The 18,895-nt window shown below is 40.1% G+C and carries 17 protein-coding genes and 1 pseudogene; 8 read left to right on the top strand and 10 right to left on the bottom strand.

The features are described 5' to 3' along the window. Positions 1-101: 101 nt before the first annotated feature. Complete coding sequence (gene clpS / locus J3U68_RS04855; RefSeq protein ID WP_267375211.1) at positions 102-407, bottom strand: ATP-dependent Clp protease adapter ClpS; 306 nt, start codon at positions 405-407, stop codon at positions 102-104. A gap of 383 nt (positions 408-790) precedes the next feature. Here clpS and J3U68_RS04850 point away from each other — a divergent pair, with 383 nt between their 5' ends. Next, on the top strand, positions 791-994 hold the full coding sequence (locus tag J3U68_RS04850) for a cold-shock protein (protein ID WP_025330479.1): 204 nt from the start codon (positions 791-793) through the stop codon (positions 992-994). 372 nt (positions 995-1,366) lie between these two features. Here J3U68_RS04850 and ribA read toward each other — a convergent pair whose 3' ends face one another. Both ribA and J3U68_RS04840 read right to left on the bottom strand, forming a co-directional pair. Continuing rightward, positions 1,367-1,990, bottom strand: a complete 624-nt coding sequence (gene ribA / locus J3U68_RS04845) for a GTP cyclohydrolase II (RefSeq protein ID WP_267375209.1) — start codon at positions 1,988-1,990, stop codon at positions 1,367-1,369. After that, the gene (locus J3U68_RS04840; RefSeq protein WP_267375208.1) at positions 1,968-2,702 is read right to left on the bottom strand and encodes a hypothetical protein; all 735 of its coding nucleotides are present in this window, start codon (positions 2,700-2,702) and stop codon (positions 1,968-1,970) included. Before J3U68_RS04840 ends, ribA begins: the two co-directional genes overlap by 23 nt. A gap of 330 nt (positions 2,703-3,032) precedes the next feature. On the opposite strand from J3U68_RS04840, the gene J3U68_RS04835 reads away from it, so the two are divergent. Continuing rightward, positions 3,033-3,215, top strand: coding sequence for a hypothetical protein (locus J3U68_RS04835; protein WP_267375207.1), 183 nt, complete (start codon positions 3,033-3,035; stop codon positions 3,213-3,215). A gap of 134 nt (positions 3,216-3,349) precedes the next feature. Here J3U68_RS04835 and J3U68_RS04830 read toward each other — a convergent pair whose 3' ends face one another. Next, positions 3,350-3,946: a phosphatase PAP2 family protein gene (locus J3U68_RS04830; RefSeq protein WP_267375205.1), complete on the bottom strand. Its 597-nt coding sequence runs from the start codon at positions 3,944-3,946 to the stop codon at positions 3,350-3,352. 410 nt (positions 3,947-4,356) lie between these two features. Between J3U68_RS04830 and J3U68_RS04825 the strand changes: the two genes are divergently transcribed. The 3 genes from J3U68_RS04825 to J3U68_RS04815 are packed head-to-tail and all read left to right on the top strand — an operon-like array spanning position 4,357 to position 9,077. Next, on the top strand, positions 4,357-5,595 hold the full coding sequence (locus J3U68_RS04825) for a multifunctional CCA addition/repair protein (RefSeq protein WP_267375204.1): 1,239 nt from the start codon (positions 4,357-4,359) through the stop codon (positions 5,593-5,595). Positions 5,596-5,597: 2 nt separating this feature from the next. Then, positions 5,598-8,165 carry a [protein-PII] uridylyltransferase gene (gene glnD / locus J3U68_RS04820; RefSeq protein WP_267375203.1) on the top strand — a complete coding sequence of 856 codons (2,568 nt, stop codon included), beginning with the start codon at positions 5,598-5,600 and terminating at the stop codon, positions 8,163-8,165. A 33-nt stretch (positions 8,166-8,198) separates the two neighbouring features. Further along, entirely contained in the window at positions 8,199-9,077 is an 879-nt protein-coding gene (locus tag J3U68_RS04815; RefSeq protein ID WP_267375202.1) for an NAD(P)H-hydrate dehydratase, read from the top strand. Positions 9,078-9,454: 377 nt separating this feature from the next. Here the strand turns inward: J3U68_RS04815 and J3U68_RS04810 are convergent, their stop codons facing one another. The 6 genes and pseudogenes from J3U68_RS04810 to J3U68_RS04790 all read right to left on the bottom strand — a co-directional run bounded on the left by J3U68_RS04810 (position 9,455) and on the right by J3U68_RS04790 (position 14,408). Then, on the bottom strand, positions 9,455-9,694 hold the full coding sequence (locus J3U68_RS04810) for a hypothetical protein (RefSeq protein ID WP_416384655.1): 240 nt from the start codon (positions 9,692-9,694) through the stop codon (positions 9,455-9,457). Next, positions 9,674-9,727 (bottom strand): annotated as a pseudogene (locus J3U68_RS10620) (hypothetical protein); the annotation flags it as partial. The pseudogene J3U68_RS10620 and the gene J3U68_RS04810, both read right to left, overlap by 21 nt. 243 nt (positions 9,728-9,970) lie before the next feature. Continuing rightward, entirely contained in the window at positions 9,971-10,663 is a 693-nt protein-coding gene (locus J3U68_RS04805) for an aspartate/glutamate racemase family protein (protein WP_267375200.1), read from the bottom strand. A 751-nt stretch (positions 10,664-11,414) separates the two neighbouring features. Continuing rightward, a complete protein-coding gene (locus tag J3U68_RS04800) occupies positions 11,415-12,092 on the bottom strand; it encodes an HAD family hydrolase (RefSeq protein WP_267375198.1) in 678 nt (225 codons plus the stop codon). 569 nt (positions 12,093-12,661) lie between these two features. Further along, a complete protein-coding gene (locus J3U68_RS04795; protein WP_267375197.1) occupies positions 12,662-13,174 on the bottom strand; it encodes a hypothetical protein in 513 nt (170 codons plus the stop codon). A gap of 274 nt (positions 13,175-13,448) precedes the next feature. Next, entirely contained in the window at positions 13,449-14,408 is a 960-nt protein-coding gene (locus J3U68_RS04790) for a cation diffusion facilitator family transporter (RefSeq protein WP_267375196.1), read from the bottom strand. 572 nt (positions 14,409-14,980) lie between these two features. Here J3U68_RS04790 and J3U68_RS04785 point away from each other — a divergent pair. From J3U68_RS04785 to J3U68_RS04775, 3 genes are read left to right on the top strand one after another with little or no spacing between them, the layout of a single operon-like run. After that, positions 14,981-16,486: an MBOAT family O-acyltransferase gene (locus J3U68_RS04785; RefSeq protein WP_267375194.1), complete on the top strand. Its 1,506-nt coding sequence runs from the start codon at positions 14,981-14,983 to the stop codon at positions 16,484-16,486. Beyond that, a complete protein-coding gene (locus tag J3U68_RS04780; RefSeq protein ID WP_267375193.1) occupies positions 16,473-17,684 on the top strand; it encodes a DUF459 domain-containing protein in 1,212 nt (403 codons plus the stop codon). The genes J3U68_RS04785 and J3U68_RS04780 overlap by 14 nt, the downstream gene beginning before the upstream one ends. Next, positions 17,674-18,831 carry an SGNH/GDSL hydrolase family protein gene (locus tag J3U68_RS04775; RefSeq protein WP_267375192.1) on the top strand — a complete coding sequence of 386 codons (1,158 nt, stop codon included), beginning with the start codon at positions 17,674-17,676 and terminating at the stop codon, positions 18,829-18,831. Before J3U68_RS04780 ends, J3U68_RS04775 begins: the two co-directional genes overlap by 11 nt. The last annotated feature ends 64 nt before the right edge of the window (positions 18,832-18,895 follow it).

Raw genomic sequence — 18,895 nt, 5'->3', positions numbered from 1 at the left:
TTTTCCATCTATAAAATTTCTTAAATCACTATAATGCAAATCGCAAGACTCAAGTAAATTTATACCAGAGTTTACTATTTAATCAGTTTGGTTAGGAATATTTACGCCTCTTTGATAATACATTGAAGCGGATGCCCGGCTGAGGTGGCTCGTTTAATCACCTGCAGGCACTTGGTTTCAGCCACATCTTTTTGATAAATACCGCACACCCCTTGACCCGTTTCATGCACCAACAACATCACAGCAATGGCCTGAGTGGATGATAAATGAAAAATCTCCATAAGAAGATTCACCACAAATTCCATCGGGGTGAAATCATCATTTAACAACATCACCAGATATTTTTTCGGCGGACGTATTCGGTTTTTTTGTTTCTGACTGATGGCTTGTATATTAGTGGTCGACATTATGTTTATCTTGATGAGTATCCAAGGGTTTGTAATAACATTTTTACTGAATCAATCATTTTGGCCAACTCAGCGTTCATCAGTTTTTCCCCAAAAATTTGGGTGGGTGTAACACGGTTTTTTGTTTCTGGCTAATAGTTTGTATATTAGTAGTTGACATTATGCGTATATTTACATGTATCTGTGGGTTTTTAGTAACGGTTTTAATAATTTTATCATTTTTCGGTAAGCTTACTTGACGTTAGTTCTTAACCTATGTAAAAAGGTTACTTAAGCAAGTTAGACATATATTGCTTACAAAAAACTGTTCGTTTGTGCACTACTTTGTTGGCCTTTATGTCTGAATCTTGTTCTTTATCTTGTTTTTTAGTATAGGAAGTTTCATGGCAACTGGTATTGTTAAGTGGTTTAACGACGCTAAAGGTTTTGGTTTTATTACTCCAGATGAGGGTGGCGAAGATTTGTTTGCTCATTTCTCTGCGATCAACATGAATGGTTTTAAAACCTTAAAAGAAGGTCAACGTGTATCATTCGATGTGACTACCGGACCAAAAGGTAAACAGGCAGCCAATATTCAAGCAGCTTGATTTGGAGCGGTTGTTTAGTTAATCAAAATAGCGACTTCAAGTCGCTATTTTGGTGTCTACACGCATCACTTATCTCAATTAGGCTGTGATACATCAATCTAAGTTATTTGAGCGCCCGCATTGGTTAGCTATTAAAACCTTAATCTCTAGCTGTAAGCTATTCAGTTGTTACCAATCCAATCAATCTCGCACCCAGCTAGCCGGATAGCGCTGTGTATCTAATCCTAACTTCTTAGCGATATCCAGTTAGCCATATCCAGCGCTGACATTATCAGAGTAAGGCAAAAGAAATTAATTTTGCAGGTTAAATGGCAATAGCCAAAAACTGAACAGGGATAGAAAATTATTCAGTACCATTTAGATACTGTCCCTTTAATCGGCAAAATGTCCCATTTTAGTGAATTTAGTATGCAGATAATGTTCATTTTCATCATTAATACCAACATGCAAAGGCACTCTTTGCGTGACCTCAATACCCATTTGCTGCATCGTGCTCACTTTTTGGGGATTGTTAGTCATTAAACGAATACTCTGCACACCCAAATACTCCAATATATATTTGGCCAAATTAAAATCGCGGGCGTCTATGGGTAAGTTTAAAGCCAGATTGGCTTCGACCGTATCCATGCCTTCATCCTGCAAATGGTAGGCACGTATTTTATTCAGTAAACCTATTCCGCGCCCTTCCTGCCGCAAATAAACAATAATACCCTGCCCAGCTGCCTGAACTGCTTGCATTGCTGCTTGTAGCTGCGGACCACAATCACAGCGTTTGGAAAACAATGCATCTCCAGTCAGACATTCAGAATGAATTCGAGCCAGTACAGCTGGTTGAGCATCTACTTTACCTAATGTCAGAGCGATATGTTCCTGTCCATAGCGCACATCTTCAAAACCATACATGGTAAATTCACCCCATTGCGTGGGCAATCGACAGGAGTCTACAAAGCGCAATGGACAATTATCTGTAGTTTTATTGTATTCGGTATGAGTCATCATTTATTCCTCTGGTGGCTGCTGCGTTGACAACAGCATGCAGATTAACCATGAGCGGCTCGATGGCAATTGCCATGCCGATCCAGTCTATCAATTGAGTGGTGTTAAAAGCTTCTATAGTCTCGTGCGACACAAAAATCACGCCAATTACCCGTCCTTCATCATCATTGACGGGCAAAGATAACTGACTGAGCCCTGTTTGCGTGCCTGTCAAGCTACCATCTTGCAGCCATTCATTGATGTCTTCAATCAGATATAACCAGCCGGTAAAAGCGGTTCGCACAAACAGATTAAGCTGCATTTGCTGCTCATCGCAGTGAATGTACGTCGGTAGAATCTCCCCTCGATTAACCAGCCGTAGCAAATAATGATCTGTTTCATGCTTCTCCATTAAATATAAGCCGACAGACAGATTGCGATGACGGCTATACCAGGAATCGATGGCTAAAAACAACTGACGCATCATTGACAAACTGTCATCTGTAGCAGTCAAACAATCCACTTTATCTCGTACAGCAGATGGCTGCTCATTAATGCCCAGTTTTTGCGTCAGATTAGTTTGATCATCCTGATGAAATAATACCGAGTGGTCAATTTCAGCCTGTGCCATGTGCAACACTGTTTGCGCAGCAAGCACCGCCATTTCAACTTCTTCTGCCGGCAATTTTAAACCTTGGGTATTCAAATATTCACACACAGCTTTTCGGCTCATGCTTGGTCCTACCATTGCTAATCCAAACAGTTATTGTAACCGAAAATGACCTGCATTCTCAGGATCAAAGTGATATCCATTGCTAAGCCATGATTTTGCATTAATCTGACCCCAATGCTTCACCTAAGGAGCAATGAATGCCATAACAGCAAGATGCTTCTATTCTGATCAAAGTTCAACATCATCCTTTTATTCTTAACACTAAGATACATGTCGTTAATTCGAGTTCATTATATTAAATATTTGCGAAAAACTTGCATTATTTCAAATACTTATTAATATAAGCATTGTTGTCCGTTTATTCGCAACCTTCTATAGAGGAAACTTAAAATGAGTAATTTAAAACCAGGTGATAACACAGGTACCAATGGTGGCATCTATCAGGAAGTTGATCAGCATGGCCATGCTATCGAAAACTTCGTCACCACTAAAGATCATGAAAAATTACCGCCAACTCAACATGCTGGTAATTCATGGAAACTCATTAATAGAACACCTGATAGCAAACATTAAGTCAGACGGTATTGAGAAGTGAAATTGAGATCTTGTGCAAAAAAGGGTGAATCCTGTAGTGATTCACCCTTTTTGGTTAATTTGATCATTCAACTTGGAGCTAATTATTTTCCTGCTTTGTAGTCAAAGTCTGATTAAACTTGCATTACAAATGGATAAACTTGATAGGCTAGCCAGCCGAGCAATGCTCCAAAGGGCAAATCAATAAAATAGTGTTGCTTAGTGAAGAGACAGGAAAAGCCTATTAGGGTCGGAAATAAAAAAACCACCGGACCAAGTGTGGGGAGCGCAAACATAGCGGTCAGAGTAGCCACAGAAACGTGCATGCTGGGAAAGCAATTTGAGCTGTCATCATATTTCTGTACCAATTGCAAAAATTTTTCCGAAGCGGTTTTGCCTTGATTGATAGTGCGCCAGTGGGCCGGCGTGGCAACTGGAAATGCGACAAAGCACATCATTTGTAAAAACATTAAACAAACAAATGTCAGCGCGATCATGGTGAATTGGCGCATATCGACAATGATCCAATTAAGATACAAAATTGCCGGATAATATAGAAAACTATATACCCAAGACCATATAGGCCAGTAAGGGATTTTTTCATCCAAAGGAGAGTTATAAATTTTAACTCGATTTGCCGTAAAACGCTGGGTGAAAAAATAAAACTGATAAACCCCAATTATCATAATACCGCTAAGAATTAAGGTAACTATTCGATCTAAAAACTGCATGAATGTTTACTTTCAAAAGTGAAAAATACAAGTATTTAAAACAACAGATAAATTGATAAAATTATTAATTGAGTGATAAATATTATTAAGAATATTGTAGCGTAATATACAATTCCACACAAATAATTGTCTTGATCTGGCTCTAAAAGTTGGCTTTTGATGTGATTTGAAACGATCTTCATAGCACAATTACCGTCACTCACATGATTTATCTCTGCCTAAATAAATGAATCATCTTCTTAGATATCCAGCAACATATTAAGATCGTCAAATGCCGATCTGTAAGAACATGCGTACTACTGCTTAAAGCAGCTGCTGTATAAATAAAAATAGCTAAATAGTGTTTAACATTCCCTGCGAACTACGGCACAATATCTGCAATTGAATGGATTAATGACAGACTACATATTATGGATATATATCTGGTTGGGGGAGCCGTCAGAGATAAATATTTACAGCGAGCTGTAACTGATCGCGATTGGGTAGTAGTTGGTGCTACAGCCCAAAATATGCTGGATGCTGGCTATAAACCAGTTGGCAAAGACTTTCCGGTATTTTTACATCCGCAGACGCAGGAAGAATATGCTTTAGCACGAACTGAACGTAAAATCGCAGCTGGCTACGGCGGTTTTCAGTTTTATGCAGATCCCAATGTCACTTTAGAGCAGGATCTAATGCGTCGGGATTTAACCATCAATGCCATGGCAGAAGATGCTCAAGGCAATTTGATTGATCCCTATCATGGTCTGAAAGATTTACAACAAGGCATATTACGCCATGTTAGCCCTGCTTTTGCTGAGGATCCCGTGCGTATATTGCGCATTGCCCGTTTTGCAGCGCGCTATGGTTTTCGCATTGCACCAGAAACCATGATCTTAATGCAAAAAATGGTTGCAAATGGCGAAGTAGCCGCTTTAGTCGCTGAACGGGTATGGCAGGAGCTATCTAAAGGTTTGATGGAGCAGCAACCTAGGCTAATGATAGAAACTTTACGGGAATGTGGTGCCTTAAAAATCATTTTGCCTGAATTAGATGCGCTCTTTGGCGTGCCACAACGGGCTGACTACCATCCAGAAGTAGATAGCGGTGAACATACCCTGCTGACTTTGCAATATGCAGCCGATCATGATTATTCTTTAGAAGAACGTTATGCAGCTTTAACCCATGATCTGGGTAAAGCTTGCACGCCACAGCATGTTTTACCTCATCACTATGGTCATGATTTGGCCGGCATAAAACCTCTAGAAAATCTGAATCGTCGCTGGCACATCCCTAAGGCCTGCGCACAACTGGCTGTATTGAGCTGTACCTATCACATTCGCATCCATAGCGTAAGCCAGCTTAAGCCAGCTACCATTTTGAACATACTAAAAAAAACCGATGCTTTTCGCCGACCAGAACGTTTTGAAAAAATTCTACGGGTTTGTCTGGCTGACATTCGTGGCAGAAAGGGTTTTGAACATCAGCAGTACCCGCAACACCAACATTGGCTGCAATTACTGGCAGCTGCCAGCAATATTGATGCCCAAGCTATTGCCCAGAATCAAAGCAGTCCGGATCAGATAGCCAGTGCAATTGACGAAGCACGGTTGCGTCAAATCATACCGGTTCACAATGCTTATCTTCAATCCCAAGCTCAAAGCCATTAATTATGCTCAATAACAATGTCATAGCGCATCTGGCGCAGGATTTACAGCAACAAAAAGCCGCTGCCGCGCAAGCTTATCGCCAGCAAAGACTGCCCTACGTTTATTTCCAACAATATGATGAAGCCATTACACAAACCTTGACGTTATTGTGGCGGGAATTTTTTCAGGATCAACCGTTGTGCTTATTGGCTATTGGCGGATTTGGGCGCTGTGAAATGTATCCTTTTTCGGATATGGATATTGCTATTGTTTGTGCACAGGAACTCGACGAGGGTTTAGAAGAAAAAATTGGTCTATTTATTCAGACCCTGTGGGATTTTCATCTGCAACCCGCTCCCAAAGTAGGCACCATTGCGCAACTGTGTGACAGCGCCAAAGCAGATCTGACCGGTGATTCTGCTTTTTTGGAAAGTCGCTATATCTGTGGACAAGCTCAACTGGCAACCGAATTGATTTCACAGTTAGATTTACAACGCGATGTGGCCGCATTTATTGAAGGGAAAATTTTAGAACAACAACAGCGTTATATTAAAACCGCTGGAGAAGCAACCTTATTGGAGGCGAATGTTAAAACCGCGCCGGGTGGTCTGCGTGATATTCATACTTTGCTGTGGCTGGCTAAAGTACAGGGACTCCCGCCACGGTTGCAACTATTAATGAAACAAGGCTTATTGACCCGCAATGAAGTTCAGCTTTTATTGAACTGTCAGATTACTCTGGCTCAAATCCGCATTGATTTACATCTGGCGGCTAATCGTGCGGAAGATCGGCTAATATTCGATCTGCAAAATCAAGTAGCTGTAAATATGGGTTACATGGGTGAGCCATCTTCTCCCGCTAGTGAAAAACTGATGCGCGATTTTTATCGGGCAACAAAAGGGGTTAAACAGCTGAGCGGTATATTTCTGCCCATGTTGCGCGATCGAGTTTATGCCTCTTTACCGAGAGTCATTGTTGAACTGGATGAAAACTATTATCAAGTGGGTAATTTACTGGCTTGTAAAGATGAGCGCATATTCTGGCGTGAACCCAGCCATATTTTTACTATTTTGCATATCGCTCAGGCTCACAATGACGTGATTGGTTTTTATCCGCAAACTCTGCGTGCATGGTGGTCAGCAGTGCACGAACTGGTCAACGAAGACTTTTATCGAAATCCAGCACATCGGGCAAGCTTTTTGAAGTTTTTCAAGCATGGCGAAGGTTTGACCCATTTGTTGCGATTTATGAATCTGTATGGGGTATTGGGTTGCTATTTACCTGAATGGAATAAAATTGTCGGCTTATTACAGAATGATCTCATTCACATCTATCCGGTTGATGATCACATTCTCATGGTTGTCCGCAATATGCGCCGGCTGGCATTGGATCAGCACAGTCATGAACTACCCTTTGCCTCAACCTTAATGCACGATTTTCCCAAAAAACATATTCTGTATTTGGCGGCATTATTTCATGATATTGCCAAAGGACGTGGTGGTGATCATGCGATAAAGGGCAAGATTGATGCTCAACGTTTTGCTGCAGATCATTTTTTGAATGCAGAAGATGCAGAACTACTCATCTGGTTGGTACAAGACCATTTATTGATGTCCATGACCGCTCAAAAAGAAGACATTAATGATCCCACCGTAGTGAAACGCTTTGCTGAACGCGTCAAAACCCCAGAACGGCTGAATGCGTTATTTTTGCTCACCACGGCCGACATACGCGGTACCAATCCAAAAATCTGGAATTCATGGAAAGCCAGCTTACTGGAAAATGTATACAAAGCCACGTTGTATCAATTGCTCGGGCAAAAGAACAATCCTGAAACCATCATCACCGATCGCCAGCAGCTGGCTATTCAGGCACTAACTAAATGTAACGTTGAAGCCTCTAAGCAACGCAAACTCTGGCACATACTTGGAGAGGCATATTTCGTTCGTCATGAATGGATTGATATTTTGTGGCATATTTCCAAACTGATCAATTATGAAGAACAAGCACAAACACATAGTCAGCTGCTACCTGATACCAATACCCTCAAAGTAATGATATATATGCCTAACCGGCCGAAATTGTTTGCCGAACTGGCCTCGATTTTTAGCCATAATGGTATGAACATTTTGGCGGCGAGAGCTTATATTACCGAACATAATTTTATTCTCGATACCTTTATTGTGCAGTTTCCCGATAGCTGTCTTAAACAAGATTATTTGTCCATTCAAAGTACCTTAGATCTGGCGCTGAACCAATTTGTTAATAATCAGCTAAGCCTAAGCAGCCAACAACCAGCCATATTGAGTCGACGCAGTCGCCATATGCCGTTGGCTCCGCGCATAGATATTTATGAAGAAGAAACCACGGGTTGGTATAGCTTAGATATCATTGCCACCAACCGCCGCTTCTTACTGGCCAATATTGCCGCTGTTCTATCTGAACTGAATATCAGCATTCGTTTTGCCAAAATCGCCACGCTGGATGAACGTGTTGAAGACAGTTTCTTAGTGTATGCACCTGAATTAGCTGATACACGCCAACAGTTAAAATTGAAAAATGCATTGCTGGATCAGATTATTCTTCAATAATATAGAGCCAGACTCCAAGCAGCAGGTTATAACATGAATCATTTTCACATAGAGAGCAAACTGCTACATCAATGGCAGCGGCACGCAAAATTATCTTTTCCCGCCTTATGTCAGGCACGTTTAGCTGAAAGTCATAAAGGCACGTATGGCACCGTGGCGATCCTGGGCGGGCAAGCGGGCATGTCTGGGGCAATTATATTGGCTGGATCGGCTGCACTGAACAGTGGATGCGGTAAAGTGTGGTTAGGTTTTAAGCAAGCGGATATTCCCCTCGCCGTCATAGCCAACCAACCCGAACTCATGCTCAATACGGCGGAGCACCTGCTCACACGCCAAGATGTGACAACTTGGGTAATGGGTTGCGGTTTGGGCACCGATAGCACGGCACAGCGTTTACTAACACAATGTCTGCAAAAGTCCCCTAGCCCAATTCTTCTGGATGCTGATGCGCTCAACATTCTGGCACAACAGCCACACTTAATCACTCACCAACAACCCAGTTGTCTTGTTCTTACACCCCATCCGGGAGAAGCAGCGCGTTTACTGCACTGTAGCATTGCAGAAATACAAAGTAACCGGCATCAAGCTGTCAGCCGTCTGGCAGAGCAGTTTGCAGCATGGGTGGTGTTAAAAGGTAACCATAGCCTGATCGCCTCACCAAGCGGTCAAATCCGCCAAAATCAAAGCGGTAATCCCGGATTGGCTACCGCTGGGTCAGGAGATGTTTTATCTGGCATCATTGGCAGCCTATTGGCACAACACATTCCGCCTGAACAGGCTGTCAATGGTGGGGTGTGGTTACATGGGCTTGCAGCAGAAATACTCGCACTCAATCAGATTGGACCAATCGGCTTATGTGCTCATGAAATTGTGGCAGCAGTACGCTGGTTAAGAAATCGGCTCACAGATTAAGTTAAACCGGCTAAAACATTCTCTTAGCCGGTTTAACTTAATCATTAAAAATTGCTACAGCAAGCATATGATAATAAGCATTTTCTTTATTCTCTAAATCCATATCACATTTACCACCTATTTATTTCCAATAAGTCTCTGCTATATATATTGTCAATCAATCCAATAATTTAGAGTTTTTTTTAGTTCAAATCCACTTTTAAATTTACTCTATCCAGTTTTCCAATTCAACTAACGACTTAATACCATAATCCCATTTTAGATTATGGTTTTAGCAAATTCTTTCGAAAAGAATCCATTTTAGTCTCAACAAACATATCTATTCTTAAAAATTATGTTGTGCTTAGCTCGAAATTAATATTTAACATTTGAGATATCTATACATAATTTATAGATGGTATATGCTCATTTTTAGCAAAAGATTTAAGTGTTGTTGCTAAATTCTCTTTTAAATTAATATCGGCATTATATTTTAATAACAACCTTATTATGTCTAAGTTAGGTTCTGCTTTAAAACTTTCCAAATAATCATTATTTTTAACTGCGGTTTCAATCGCCTCTATTAATGGTGTATTGCTACCAGAATCCCAAAAATTAGGGTCTGCTCCATTGTTCAGTAGAAATTCTGCCATAGCAATATTTGCAGAATCTTTTGCTGCTAAAAGAGGTTATTTGCTTGAGTAATAATAAAATTTAAATTGGGTTGATTAAACAGGATTCAATTTTTTGCTTGATTAAACTCGTGTTTAAAAATAAGTGTTGTTAATTCCATCGTATTTTTTATCGGTATTTCTTTTTATATACTATTTGAATATTAAATCCATGACGTTCTTTTTAAAGAAGTCAATAGCAACATCCAAATAGTCATTCTGTCAGCAAAAAATAGATTCAGTCTAGGCTAAAGCCAAATCAACAGCAGCTTTAGCATGAATCGCTGTTGTATCAAAAATAGGCACCACACTATCAGCCTGTGAAATCAATAACATAATTTCTGTACACCCCAGAATAATCGCTTCTGCTCCTCTATCCACAAGTTTTTGCATGATCTGCCGATACTGCTGTCTGGATTCTTCTTTAATCACACCCGCCACCAGCTCTTGATAGATAATTCGATGCACAGTTTGACAGTCTTCATCATTCGGTATGATGACGTCCAGCGCAAATTTTTCCGCCAACCGTCCTGTGTAAAACTGTTGTTTCATCGTAAATTCAGTTCCCAGCAGACCAACCTTTTTAATATTTTTTCGCTGAATCTCGCTACCCGTGGCATCGGCGATATGTAATAAAGGTATGCTTATACTCGCCTCAACCTCCTCAGCCATACGATGCATGGTATTGGTACAAATAACAATAAAATCAGCGCCCCCTTTTTGCAAATTCTGTGCTGCCTGACACATTTTATCCGTAAGCTCAGACCACTTGCCTGCATGCTGTAATTCTTCAATTTCAGCAAAGTCTACAGACCACATCAAACTTTTCGCAGAATGATTACCACCGAGCCGCAGCCGTACGTCTTGATTAATCAGTCGATAATACTCTAGAGAACTCTCCCAACTCATTCCACCAATTAAACCAATCGTTTTCATCATTTTTCCTTAAATAATTGAATACTTAGATCTAAATTAAATCGATCAATGCACAACTCATCGAACTAAAGCTGCATAATTAACCAATGTAAAACTTTTTCAATACATTTGCAATAAAACCACCATGAGAATGACAATTAAATGTATTAGGTTAGCGATGATTTCTTGGTTTCTTTATGATGTATTTTTCGTACTGCACAATCTTATCAACTGGTGTTTGCAGTGTAGAGACTTCTTCATCTAAAGCCTGTTCTATATCAGGCTGTACTTGAGCAGTAGTATTGCTCGTATGATGGGTAGTACTGCTCTTAGTAATGGTAGAGCCTGCACCGACAATAAAAATACTATTTAATGAGGCAGAATGAACAATTTTGTCTTCATTGTCGCCATCATTGTTTATTTCTCGGTATTTTTGCGCGATTCGTTCAGCAAGTTTAAAATTTTTATAAAGTGTATATAAATGAATTGCAACTCATTGCTTAAGAGTTGATCCTGTGCTTATTTCTAAATGAATTCCGAAACGATAAAAACTTTATTTACGGATAAGTGACTTGTTGGCTAATCTTTATTTGTCTTGGTGACCGCCATTGCGCTTCGGTTAATAGCTCTAGGTTTAGTAAAATTGACTTTTTATGCTGAACTCTATGCTTGATAAAACCGATTTGGAACTGCCCTTTTGCGGTTCTATTCTGGAATAGTCAAACTGATAATCAACTACATTGTCCTAAAGAACGGCGGACGATTAGAGGTATTATCTTCCCCCTGCATGATCATTAAGCGTATCAACAATAGTTAAAATTTGCCCTATATGATCAATAGAATGATCCACCGGCCAAGTTTGGATTTGATCAGTTTGCGCGATGTAACCCCATTTAGCTAACACAGTGTGCATGTCCGCATTTTTGCCTGCTTGCATGTCACGCTCAGCATCACCAACGTATAAACAATCTCTGGCAGCTACTTGAATTTGATCGCAGGCATAAAACATGGGGATGGTGCTTGGTTTAGGCGCAGAAGTGGTATCACCACTAACAACAATGGCGGGGTTGACTTCCAATCCCAGTTGCGGAACGAGGCGATCAGTAAAACGTTGTGGCTTATTGGTGATAATGCCCCATTTGATATTTTTTTCAGCTAAAGCGCGTAATAAATCATTTACCCCAGCGAATAAGACTGTTTGATCCGCAAAGCATAATTCATATTCATCCAGAAATTCTTGTCGCAATGCGGCATGTTCAACCTGATCTCTACTGATGCCCGTGCCTAATTCAATTAAACCAGATGCGCCATGACTGGCTAGAGGACGGATCGCCTGCATTGGCTGCTTTGGCAAACCATGCTTTTGCAACACTCGATTCAGCGCAGCGCCAAGATCCAACGCCGTATCGGCCAAAGTACCATCCAGATCGAATAAAACAGCTTTGATCATTGTTCTTTCCATGAATAATTGTTTCTAAAGGCTATTCGCTTTGTTAATTCAAGCTATTAAGTTGTCAACTTTGATTAACTTGTCGAGCAATGTATATTATCAATAATTTATCATTTGAAGAATCTAAATAAAAACTCTCTTTAGACTCGCAGAGATGATTTTTGATTTACCTGACACCAAAACATCCGAAAAAAAACCAAAATTGAATTATATTTGATATTTAAGCAGGAAAATATTTTGATTTAGTTACAGTCAGTTTTGCTCAGCTCTGATAACTGAACCAATTATAGTGAGTTTTAGGTGGTAATGATATCCACCTTTTGTGTCCATTACATGAATACCCATTCAAGCCAAGATTGAATCTAAATACATTATCTTAATTTCAGCTTATTCAGGATCAATCGAATGGTGCCGCTCAGATTAGCGTACTCTATCTGCTGGTCATGTTATTACTGTTATATTGGATTGATTCGATTAGTTCTGATAGTGGATAAGTAAAGCGTTAACAATAAGAATTTTTATCTCATCTAAAACGAAATTTTATCTTTGGCCACGATTTTCTAAGCGTTTCAAAACTCAGTAAAAATCTGCTCACCGTTAGTCGCCAATTTATGCTGATGAAAAAGCTGGATGATATATTGCTCAAGGTTATCAGATATACGATTTCTCAATACTTCTTTGGTTCCAATTACACTGATGTCTCGAGTGATTGAAGAAACCAGAATCTTCAAAATCACTGAACCGTTTTTAGAATAGATAAATTCTATATCCCTGTGGGTTAATCCCGACAATTGATTTGAATAAGAAGCGGTATTGATTAATAATTGGTTCAGCAATTTAACTTGTTTAGCAGATAAAACCACTTCTTGTTCATCGACACTAATGGCTTTAACTTGTGGAAAGGTAGAGTCAGTGTCTTTAGTGTTGTTGTCGCGGTATACCATTCGAACTTGGTCATAATCCTGATGCAATACGTGTCCGACATAAGCTGTCATTTCCGCCTTATCATTGAGAAAAGTCTGGCTGTATGCAACGGGGATGGCCAAAAACCCGAGTATCCATAAAATAAGTATTCGAAGCATATTCATCCTATAAGTGCCAAGAAGCAAAATAACCTACTCATTAATCTGCTACACACTGACTAAATTGAATCTAATCATAAAAAATTGCTCATGTATTATTAAAAATAAACTTGTAGCAAAGTTAAAGTTCGGACAAAACCATCCTTTTTTAACCCCACAAGCTGTCATTTAAAGTAGATGGGCAGTCAAATTAAAAGCCATTTAATTTATGCATCGTGCGAATAAATGATGATCAGTGACAACGCTTTTGTGTCATAGCAATAAGCCTTCAAATTTAATGGTTATGATGGTGATTTTCGCTATGGCAACACAATAAATCTTCACCGTGCTTATGTTGGCTACTCTCAGTCTGCACCGTTACATGATGAATATGGTGTTTGTGCAATTGTTCAGTGAGCTCATTCACCAACTCTTCTGCCTGAGACACAGTTAAGTTGCCATCAACAACAATATGACACGATAAAGCATTCATGTTGCTGGTAATGGTCCATGCGTGTAAATCATGTACCGCTAAGATACCTGGTATGGTCAGGATGACCTGACTGAGTTGCTCCAGCTCCATTTCATCCGGAGTCCCTTCCATCAAAATGCGCATGGTGGTTTTTAAAATGCCATATCCACTGAATGCAATTAATAAAGCTACCAAAATACTGGCTGCCGGATCAGCCCATTTCCAACCAAACAACATCATGAGTATGGCGGCAACGATGGCGCCAACAGAGCCGAGTAAATCGCCCATGACATGCAGAAAAGCACCATGCATATTGACATTGTCTTTAATCTCGGTGCTGCGATGCATATACCACGCCACAATGATATTGATGAGTAAGCCAATGGCACTGATGATGAGCATTCCCCATGTCGCTATTTGTGGGGGATGTATAAACCGCCCTATTGCCTCATAGATGATTAAAACGGCAATAATCACTAAGGCCAAACCATTAATAGCCGCGGCGATAATTTCGAATCGACGATAACCATAGGTTTGGCGCTGGTCAACTGGTCGTTCACTGATGTGAAACGCCACCAAAGACAGCAATAAGGCCAAAGCATCTGAAAACATATGGCCTGCATCGGACAGTAACGCCAAACTATTGGTTAGCCACCCACCGACCAACTCCACCAACATATAAAGGGCAATGATAAACAGCGATACTTTTAAAGTTTTCTTATCCTGGCTATGCTCACCAATATGATGATGATGACAAGTTTCTTCGGCATGATGATTATGCATAACTTTTAACCTGATTAACCACAAAATTTTAAGTAACGATAACAGCTTAAACCTTAACCTGATGTTAAGGTCAAGCATGAAAAACATACCCCATGGATTAAATAAGCGCAGTTTGTCTAGCGCTTATGCGTTTACTGCAAATCTGCTGATACAAAAATATTTTGTTTAAAATCAATATATGAAAGTGTTTTAGGCGTAGCTATTACATTACATATATTTACACAAACGCAATATTACTGTATAAAGCCGCTAAAATTTCCATAAAAATGAATAGCGTGGAATATTTTAAGCTAGAAAATTTAAGCAATACTCAACCAACATTACCAAGTCAATTTAATGAAATCCAAACCAAGACTTCATTGTTGATCAAGTGGCTGTTAAGGGGTTAAGTGCTAATTGATTTAATTTGTTTGAAGAGTACAAAAGACTTCACCTCAAACAGACAGGATCATCCATCAACTGGTTAAGGACTGAAGTACTTTCAATTTGCTCAAGTGGTCTATTTCCCTCCTAAGATGATGTCCACCAGTATTCCGAAGTATTCAATAGGTATTATTAAATAGATCTCATGTATGTTTAGTTTTATATCATTAGAATTTGGCTTGTTTTTCATTCTCCTTTTCTGCCTATACTGGTTAGCTGCAGCCAAGCCATATATTCAAAATTTTTTGCTCCTTTGCAGCAGTTACTTTGTCATTTACAAAGCCAGCAGTCTACTGGCTCTTTTGCTGCTGATCGTTTATACAGTATTGATCTATTTTGTATCCATACGCATCAAAATTAGTGCGCATTTCAAACGTTGGTTAATCTTCGGCATAACTGTTACATTACTCAATCTTGCCTTTTGGAAATATTTTGACTTTTTCCGCGCACATGTCTCTGATCACTTACCTGATAATGTACTGGATATGAATTATTTATTCAGTATTGTTTTGCCACTGGGGATTTCGTATTACTCGTTTCAATCGATCAGCTATTTATCAAGTTTATACAAAAACCGAAAGCAAACTAATGTGACCGGCAAAATGTTTACTTTGCCGGGATTAGCTCTGCACCTGAGTTTTTTTCCAACCATCACTGCTGGTCCCATTGCTCGTGCTTACAATGCTACTCAACTGACTGATATTGACAATCAGCCTACAGGCATGGTCACTCAAATCCATGTCAGAGAACGTCGACGCATTATAGCGCCCACCTTGGCTTTAATACTGATCGTTACTGCTTTAATGAAAACTTGGTGGTTTTCAGGTTGGATTTCTGAAAACTGGGTAGATCCGGTCTTTAGCAACCCAACGCAGTACCATAGTTTAGAAATTCTTGCTGCTATCTACGGCTACACCGTACAGCTGTTTCTAAATTTTTCCGGCTACAGTGATTTAATGGTGGCTTTGGGTTTATTACTCGGATTCCGATTACCGATTAACTTCCGTGCTCCGTTATTGGCGCATAATATTCGTGAATTTTGGGCGCGCTGGCATATCAGTCTTTCCACCTGGATCAGGGATTACATTTATATTCCGCTGGGTGGCAGTAAAAAATCCTTTTTTCGTACGCAGATCAATTTGCTCATCGCAATGGTACTTTCTGGCTTGTGGCATGGTAATGGCTGGCATTTTCTCATCTGGGGAGCATTACACGGCACTGGTTTGAGCTTACTCAACATTACTGACCGCATCGTGATGCGGGTACGAAAATGTGCAGAAAAAGAGGCGAGAAACAGTCTGCAAAAATCAGGTTGGCTAGGTAAAGTGTTAGCTGTGGTTATTACTGTGCACTTTGTGTGCTTTTGCTTTGTATTTTTTCGCGCACCGACCTTAAATGATGCCGTAATTATTTTTGAATCTTTGTATCATAACTCTATTAATTTCCCTCTGACTAACAATCCTTTTTATTTCATAGGGATACTTTTACTAGCCTGGCTGATTTATCCGCACTTGGTCAAACTGTATAACTATTTTTATAACCACTCTGAAACATTACCGCGTTATCGCTTTATTTTGCCTTTATTACTGATTCTTATCATTGCCATCATTTGCGCACCTGCAGGCATTCCGGGGTTTATCTATGCAAACTTCTAAACGACGAAAATTACCTGCATACCGAAGACAAAAACAGCGTAAAAAATACATTCGCAGCCAAACGGTCACCACGGTCAGTCCTAAAATTAGCAATACCGTTGTGATGCCCGTGGCTGAGCCGGCTACAGAACAAACTCAACAAACTGGTACCCGCAGCAATAAACAACAATTTCGCTTTGTTTTCATCGCCGTGACCAGCATTACCTTGGTATTAGTTTGGTTAATGCAAAATTCTATCAGTGCGTATATTCAGTTGACTTATCATCGAAATGTAGACTTTAGTCAGCTTAAGTCTTCGAAGTTATGGCACAAAGGTGCTTTATTCGGTACGCTCCTGAATGAAAATATCAGTACATTAAACCAAAGCATAAATGATTTTAATCAAAATCTGATTGCACACTTTAATGATCATTATGCTTATACGCCAGCTTTTCTAGCACAGAAAAAGCTGGAAGAAGCGGAAAAAGAGAAGCATCGGCAGCAAATTGCACAGAAAGTCATTAAAGAAAATACTTTAAAAATGGATTTCTCTTTGGATAAGAATGATCAGGTGTTTTTTGCGGGTGATTCTATGATGCAAGGTGTCGCGCCTCATGTGCAAAGGTGGCTGAGTGAACAGTATGGGATTAAATCAGTCAATCTGAGCAAACAAAGTACAGGTCTAACCTATACCCGCTTCTTTGATTGGGACAAAACCATCAAAGATACGTTAAATAACAATGCCAATATTAAAATATTGGTGGTCTTTCTGGGTCCAAATGATCCATGGGATATGCCCAACCCTAATGGGGGCAGCTTCATCCGCTTTAAAACTCAAGAATGGGAAAGCATTTACCGTGGACGGATAAAAAGCATTATCGATCATGCGCAAAAACATCAAGTGACGGTGCTATGGCTCACTCCACCAAATATGCGTCGTGGTAAACTGAATGAACAGATGGTCTATTTACGCGAACTAATTCATGATGAAGTGAGTAAAAATCATGGTTATGTTATTGATACCAGAGAGATATTAGGAAATAATGGAACTGAGTTCAGTGATATACTGATGGAAGAAAATGGAAATAAAATTAAAACCCGTAGTGCAGATGGCATACATTTCTCTTTACAGGGACAAAAAATTATTGCGAAACATATTTTCGATCGTTTCAACATTTCGCCACAAACTGGTGCGGATGGTAAAACTGATGAGCTTTAGAAAACAATTAAGTATTTTTAGCTGCATACTCTTGCTGACAGCATGTTCGGTTGATCCAATTCAGCAACCGAAACAATCTCATAGTAGAAAACCTCATCAGGAAGAACCCGTCAATCAGGTAACCAAAGCTCTACAAAATAAGCAGATTAATATTGTACAGCTGGGTGATTCACACACTGCCGCTGATTATATGACTGAAGTAGCCCGTGTTCGATTACAGCAAGAATTGGGTAATGGTGGTGCTGGTTGGGCTATGCCCACGCAGTTTCCTGGTATGCGTCTGGCTCGGTTTAGCTATAGCAACCAAGGCTGGCGCGCCATATCGAGCCGAACGGAAGAAAATCAGGATTACAGTCTAGGTGGACTGATTGCTGTGCCCTCTGTGGGAGCCAAATTGACTATTAAAACTCGAGACCCTGAGGCAGAACAAACGGTTATTGTTAGTATCCGTCAGGGTGCTGACGATGATCCATTGAATATTGTCGATGCCAATGGCCGTCATATTGTGTTGTCGGCTAAGCGCAAAGACAATCAATGGCATTTCAGTCGGTTTAATGCTCAGTTTCCTATTACCATCTCAGCTGGGATGAATTTTCATACCGCCATCGGTGGAATCTGGACGCGTAATAGTAATCATCAGGGTGCGGTATTTTCTGCGCTGGGTATCAATGGCTATCAGCTCAATCAATGGAACCGATGGAATACTCAAGCATGGCAAAATGAACTAAATGTCATCGCTCCTGATCTGGTTATTCTTGCTTACGGTACAAACGAAGCTTATAACAATATGGATATTGAATCGGTTAGACAAACTTTAGTCACGGTGATTAATCAGATTCGCTCTGCTTCTCCTAAAAGCTCAATTATGATTTTGGGCGCACCAGAAAGTCTTAAAAATACCGCTGGTCCTTGTGGTACACGCCCACCTAAACTGACCGAATTGCAAAATATGCAAAGAGAAGTGGCAGCCACAGAAAACACATTATACTGGGACTGGCAAGCAGCAATGGGCGGAGAATGCAGCATGAAATCATGGATCAGTCAGGGACTGGCAAGAAATGATGGTGTTCATTTCACCCCAAGTGGTTATCAACGTTTGGGGCTGGCTCTAGCCGACAATATACTGGCGATGAAAAACAAACATTAGTTGTTGCTAAGCATAATAAAGACCTGTCTATTATATAGAAACAGGTCTTTTTTTATCTAACTTG

The sequence above is a fragment of the Snodgrassella sp. B3882 genome (genome assembly GCF_026535915.1).
Classification (GTDB): Bacteria; Pseudomonadota; Gammaproteobacteria; order Burkholderiales; family Neisseriaceae; genus Snodgrassella.
Note: the sequence above shows the minus strand (reverse complement) of the source record. Positions and strands in the feature narration are given on the sequence as shown.

Coding starts and splice junctions, on each gene's coding strand:
- J3U68_RS04785 (WP_267375194.1), top strand. CDS start 14,981: ATGTTTAGTTTTATATCATTAGAATTTGGCTTGTTTTTCATTCTCCTT.
- J3U68_RS04795 (WP_267375197.1), bottom strand. CDS start 13,174: ATGCTTCGAATACTTATTTTATGGATACTCGGGTTTTTGGCCATCCCC.
- clpS (WP_267375211.1), bottom strand. CDS start 407: ATGTCGACCACTAATATACAAGCCATCAGTCAGAAACAAAAAAACCGA.
- J3U68_RS04840 (WP_267375208.1), bottom strand. CDS start 2,702: ATGAGCCGAAAAGCTGTGTGTGAATATTTGAATACCCAAGGTTTAAAA.
- J3U68_RS04805 (WP_267375200.1), bottom strand. CDS start 10,663: ATGAAAACGATTGGTTTAATTGGTGGAATGAGTTGGGAGAGTTCTCTA.
- J3U68_RS04850 (WP_025330479.1), top strand. CDS start 791: ATGGCAACTGGTATTGTTAAGTGGTTTAACGACGCTAAAGGTTTTGGT.
- J3U68_RS04835 (WP_267375207.1), top strand. CDS start 3,033: ATGAGTAATTTAAAACCAGGTGATAACACAGGTACCAATGGTGGCATC.
- J3U68_RS04800 (WP_267375198.1), bottom strand. CDS start 12,092: ATGATCAAAGCTGTTTTATTCGATCTGGATGGTACTTTGGCCGATACG.
- J3U68_RS04790 (WP_267375196.1), bottom strand. CDS start 14,408: ATGCATAATCATCATGCCGAAGAAACTTGTCATCATCATCATATTGGT.
- J3U68_RS04825 (WP_267375204.1), top strand. CDS start 4,357: ATGGATATATATCTGGTTGGGGGAGCCGTCAGAGATAAATATTTACAG.
- ribA (WP_267375209.1), bottom strand. CDS start 1,990: ATGACTCATACCGAATACAATAAAACTACAGATAATTGTCCATTGCGC.
- J3U68_RS04775 (WP_267375192.1), top strand. CDS start 17,674: ATGAGCTTTAGAAAACAATTAAGTATTTTTAGCTGCATACTCTTGCTG.
- glnD (WP_267375203.1), top strand. CDS start 5,598: ATGCTCAATAACAATGTCATAGCGCATCTGGCGCAGGATTTACAGCAA.
- J3U68_RS04815 (WP_267375202.1), top strand. CDS start 8,199: ATGAATCATTTTCACATAGAGAGCAAACTGCTACATCAATGGCAGCGG.
- J3U68_RS04830 (WP_267375205.1), bottom strand. CDS start 3,946: ATGCAGTTTTTAGATCGAATAGTTACCTTAATTCTTAGCGGTATTATG.
- J3U68_RS04780 (WP_267375193.1), top strand. CDS start 16,473: ATGCAAACTTCTAAACGACGAAAATTACCTGCATACCGAAGACAAAAA.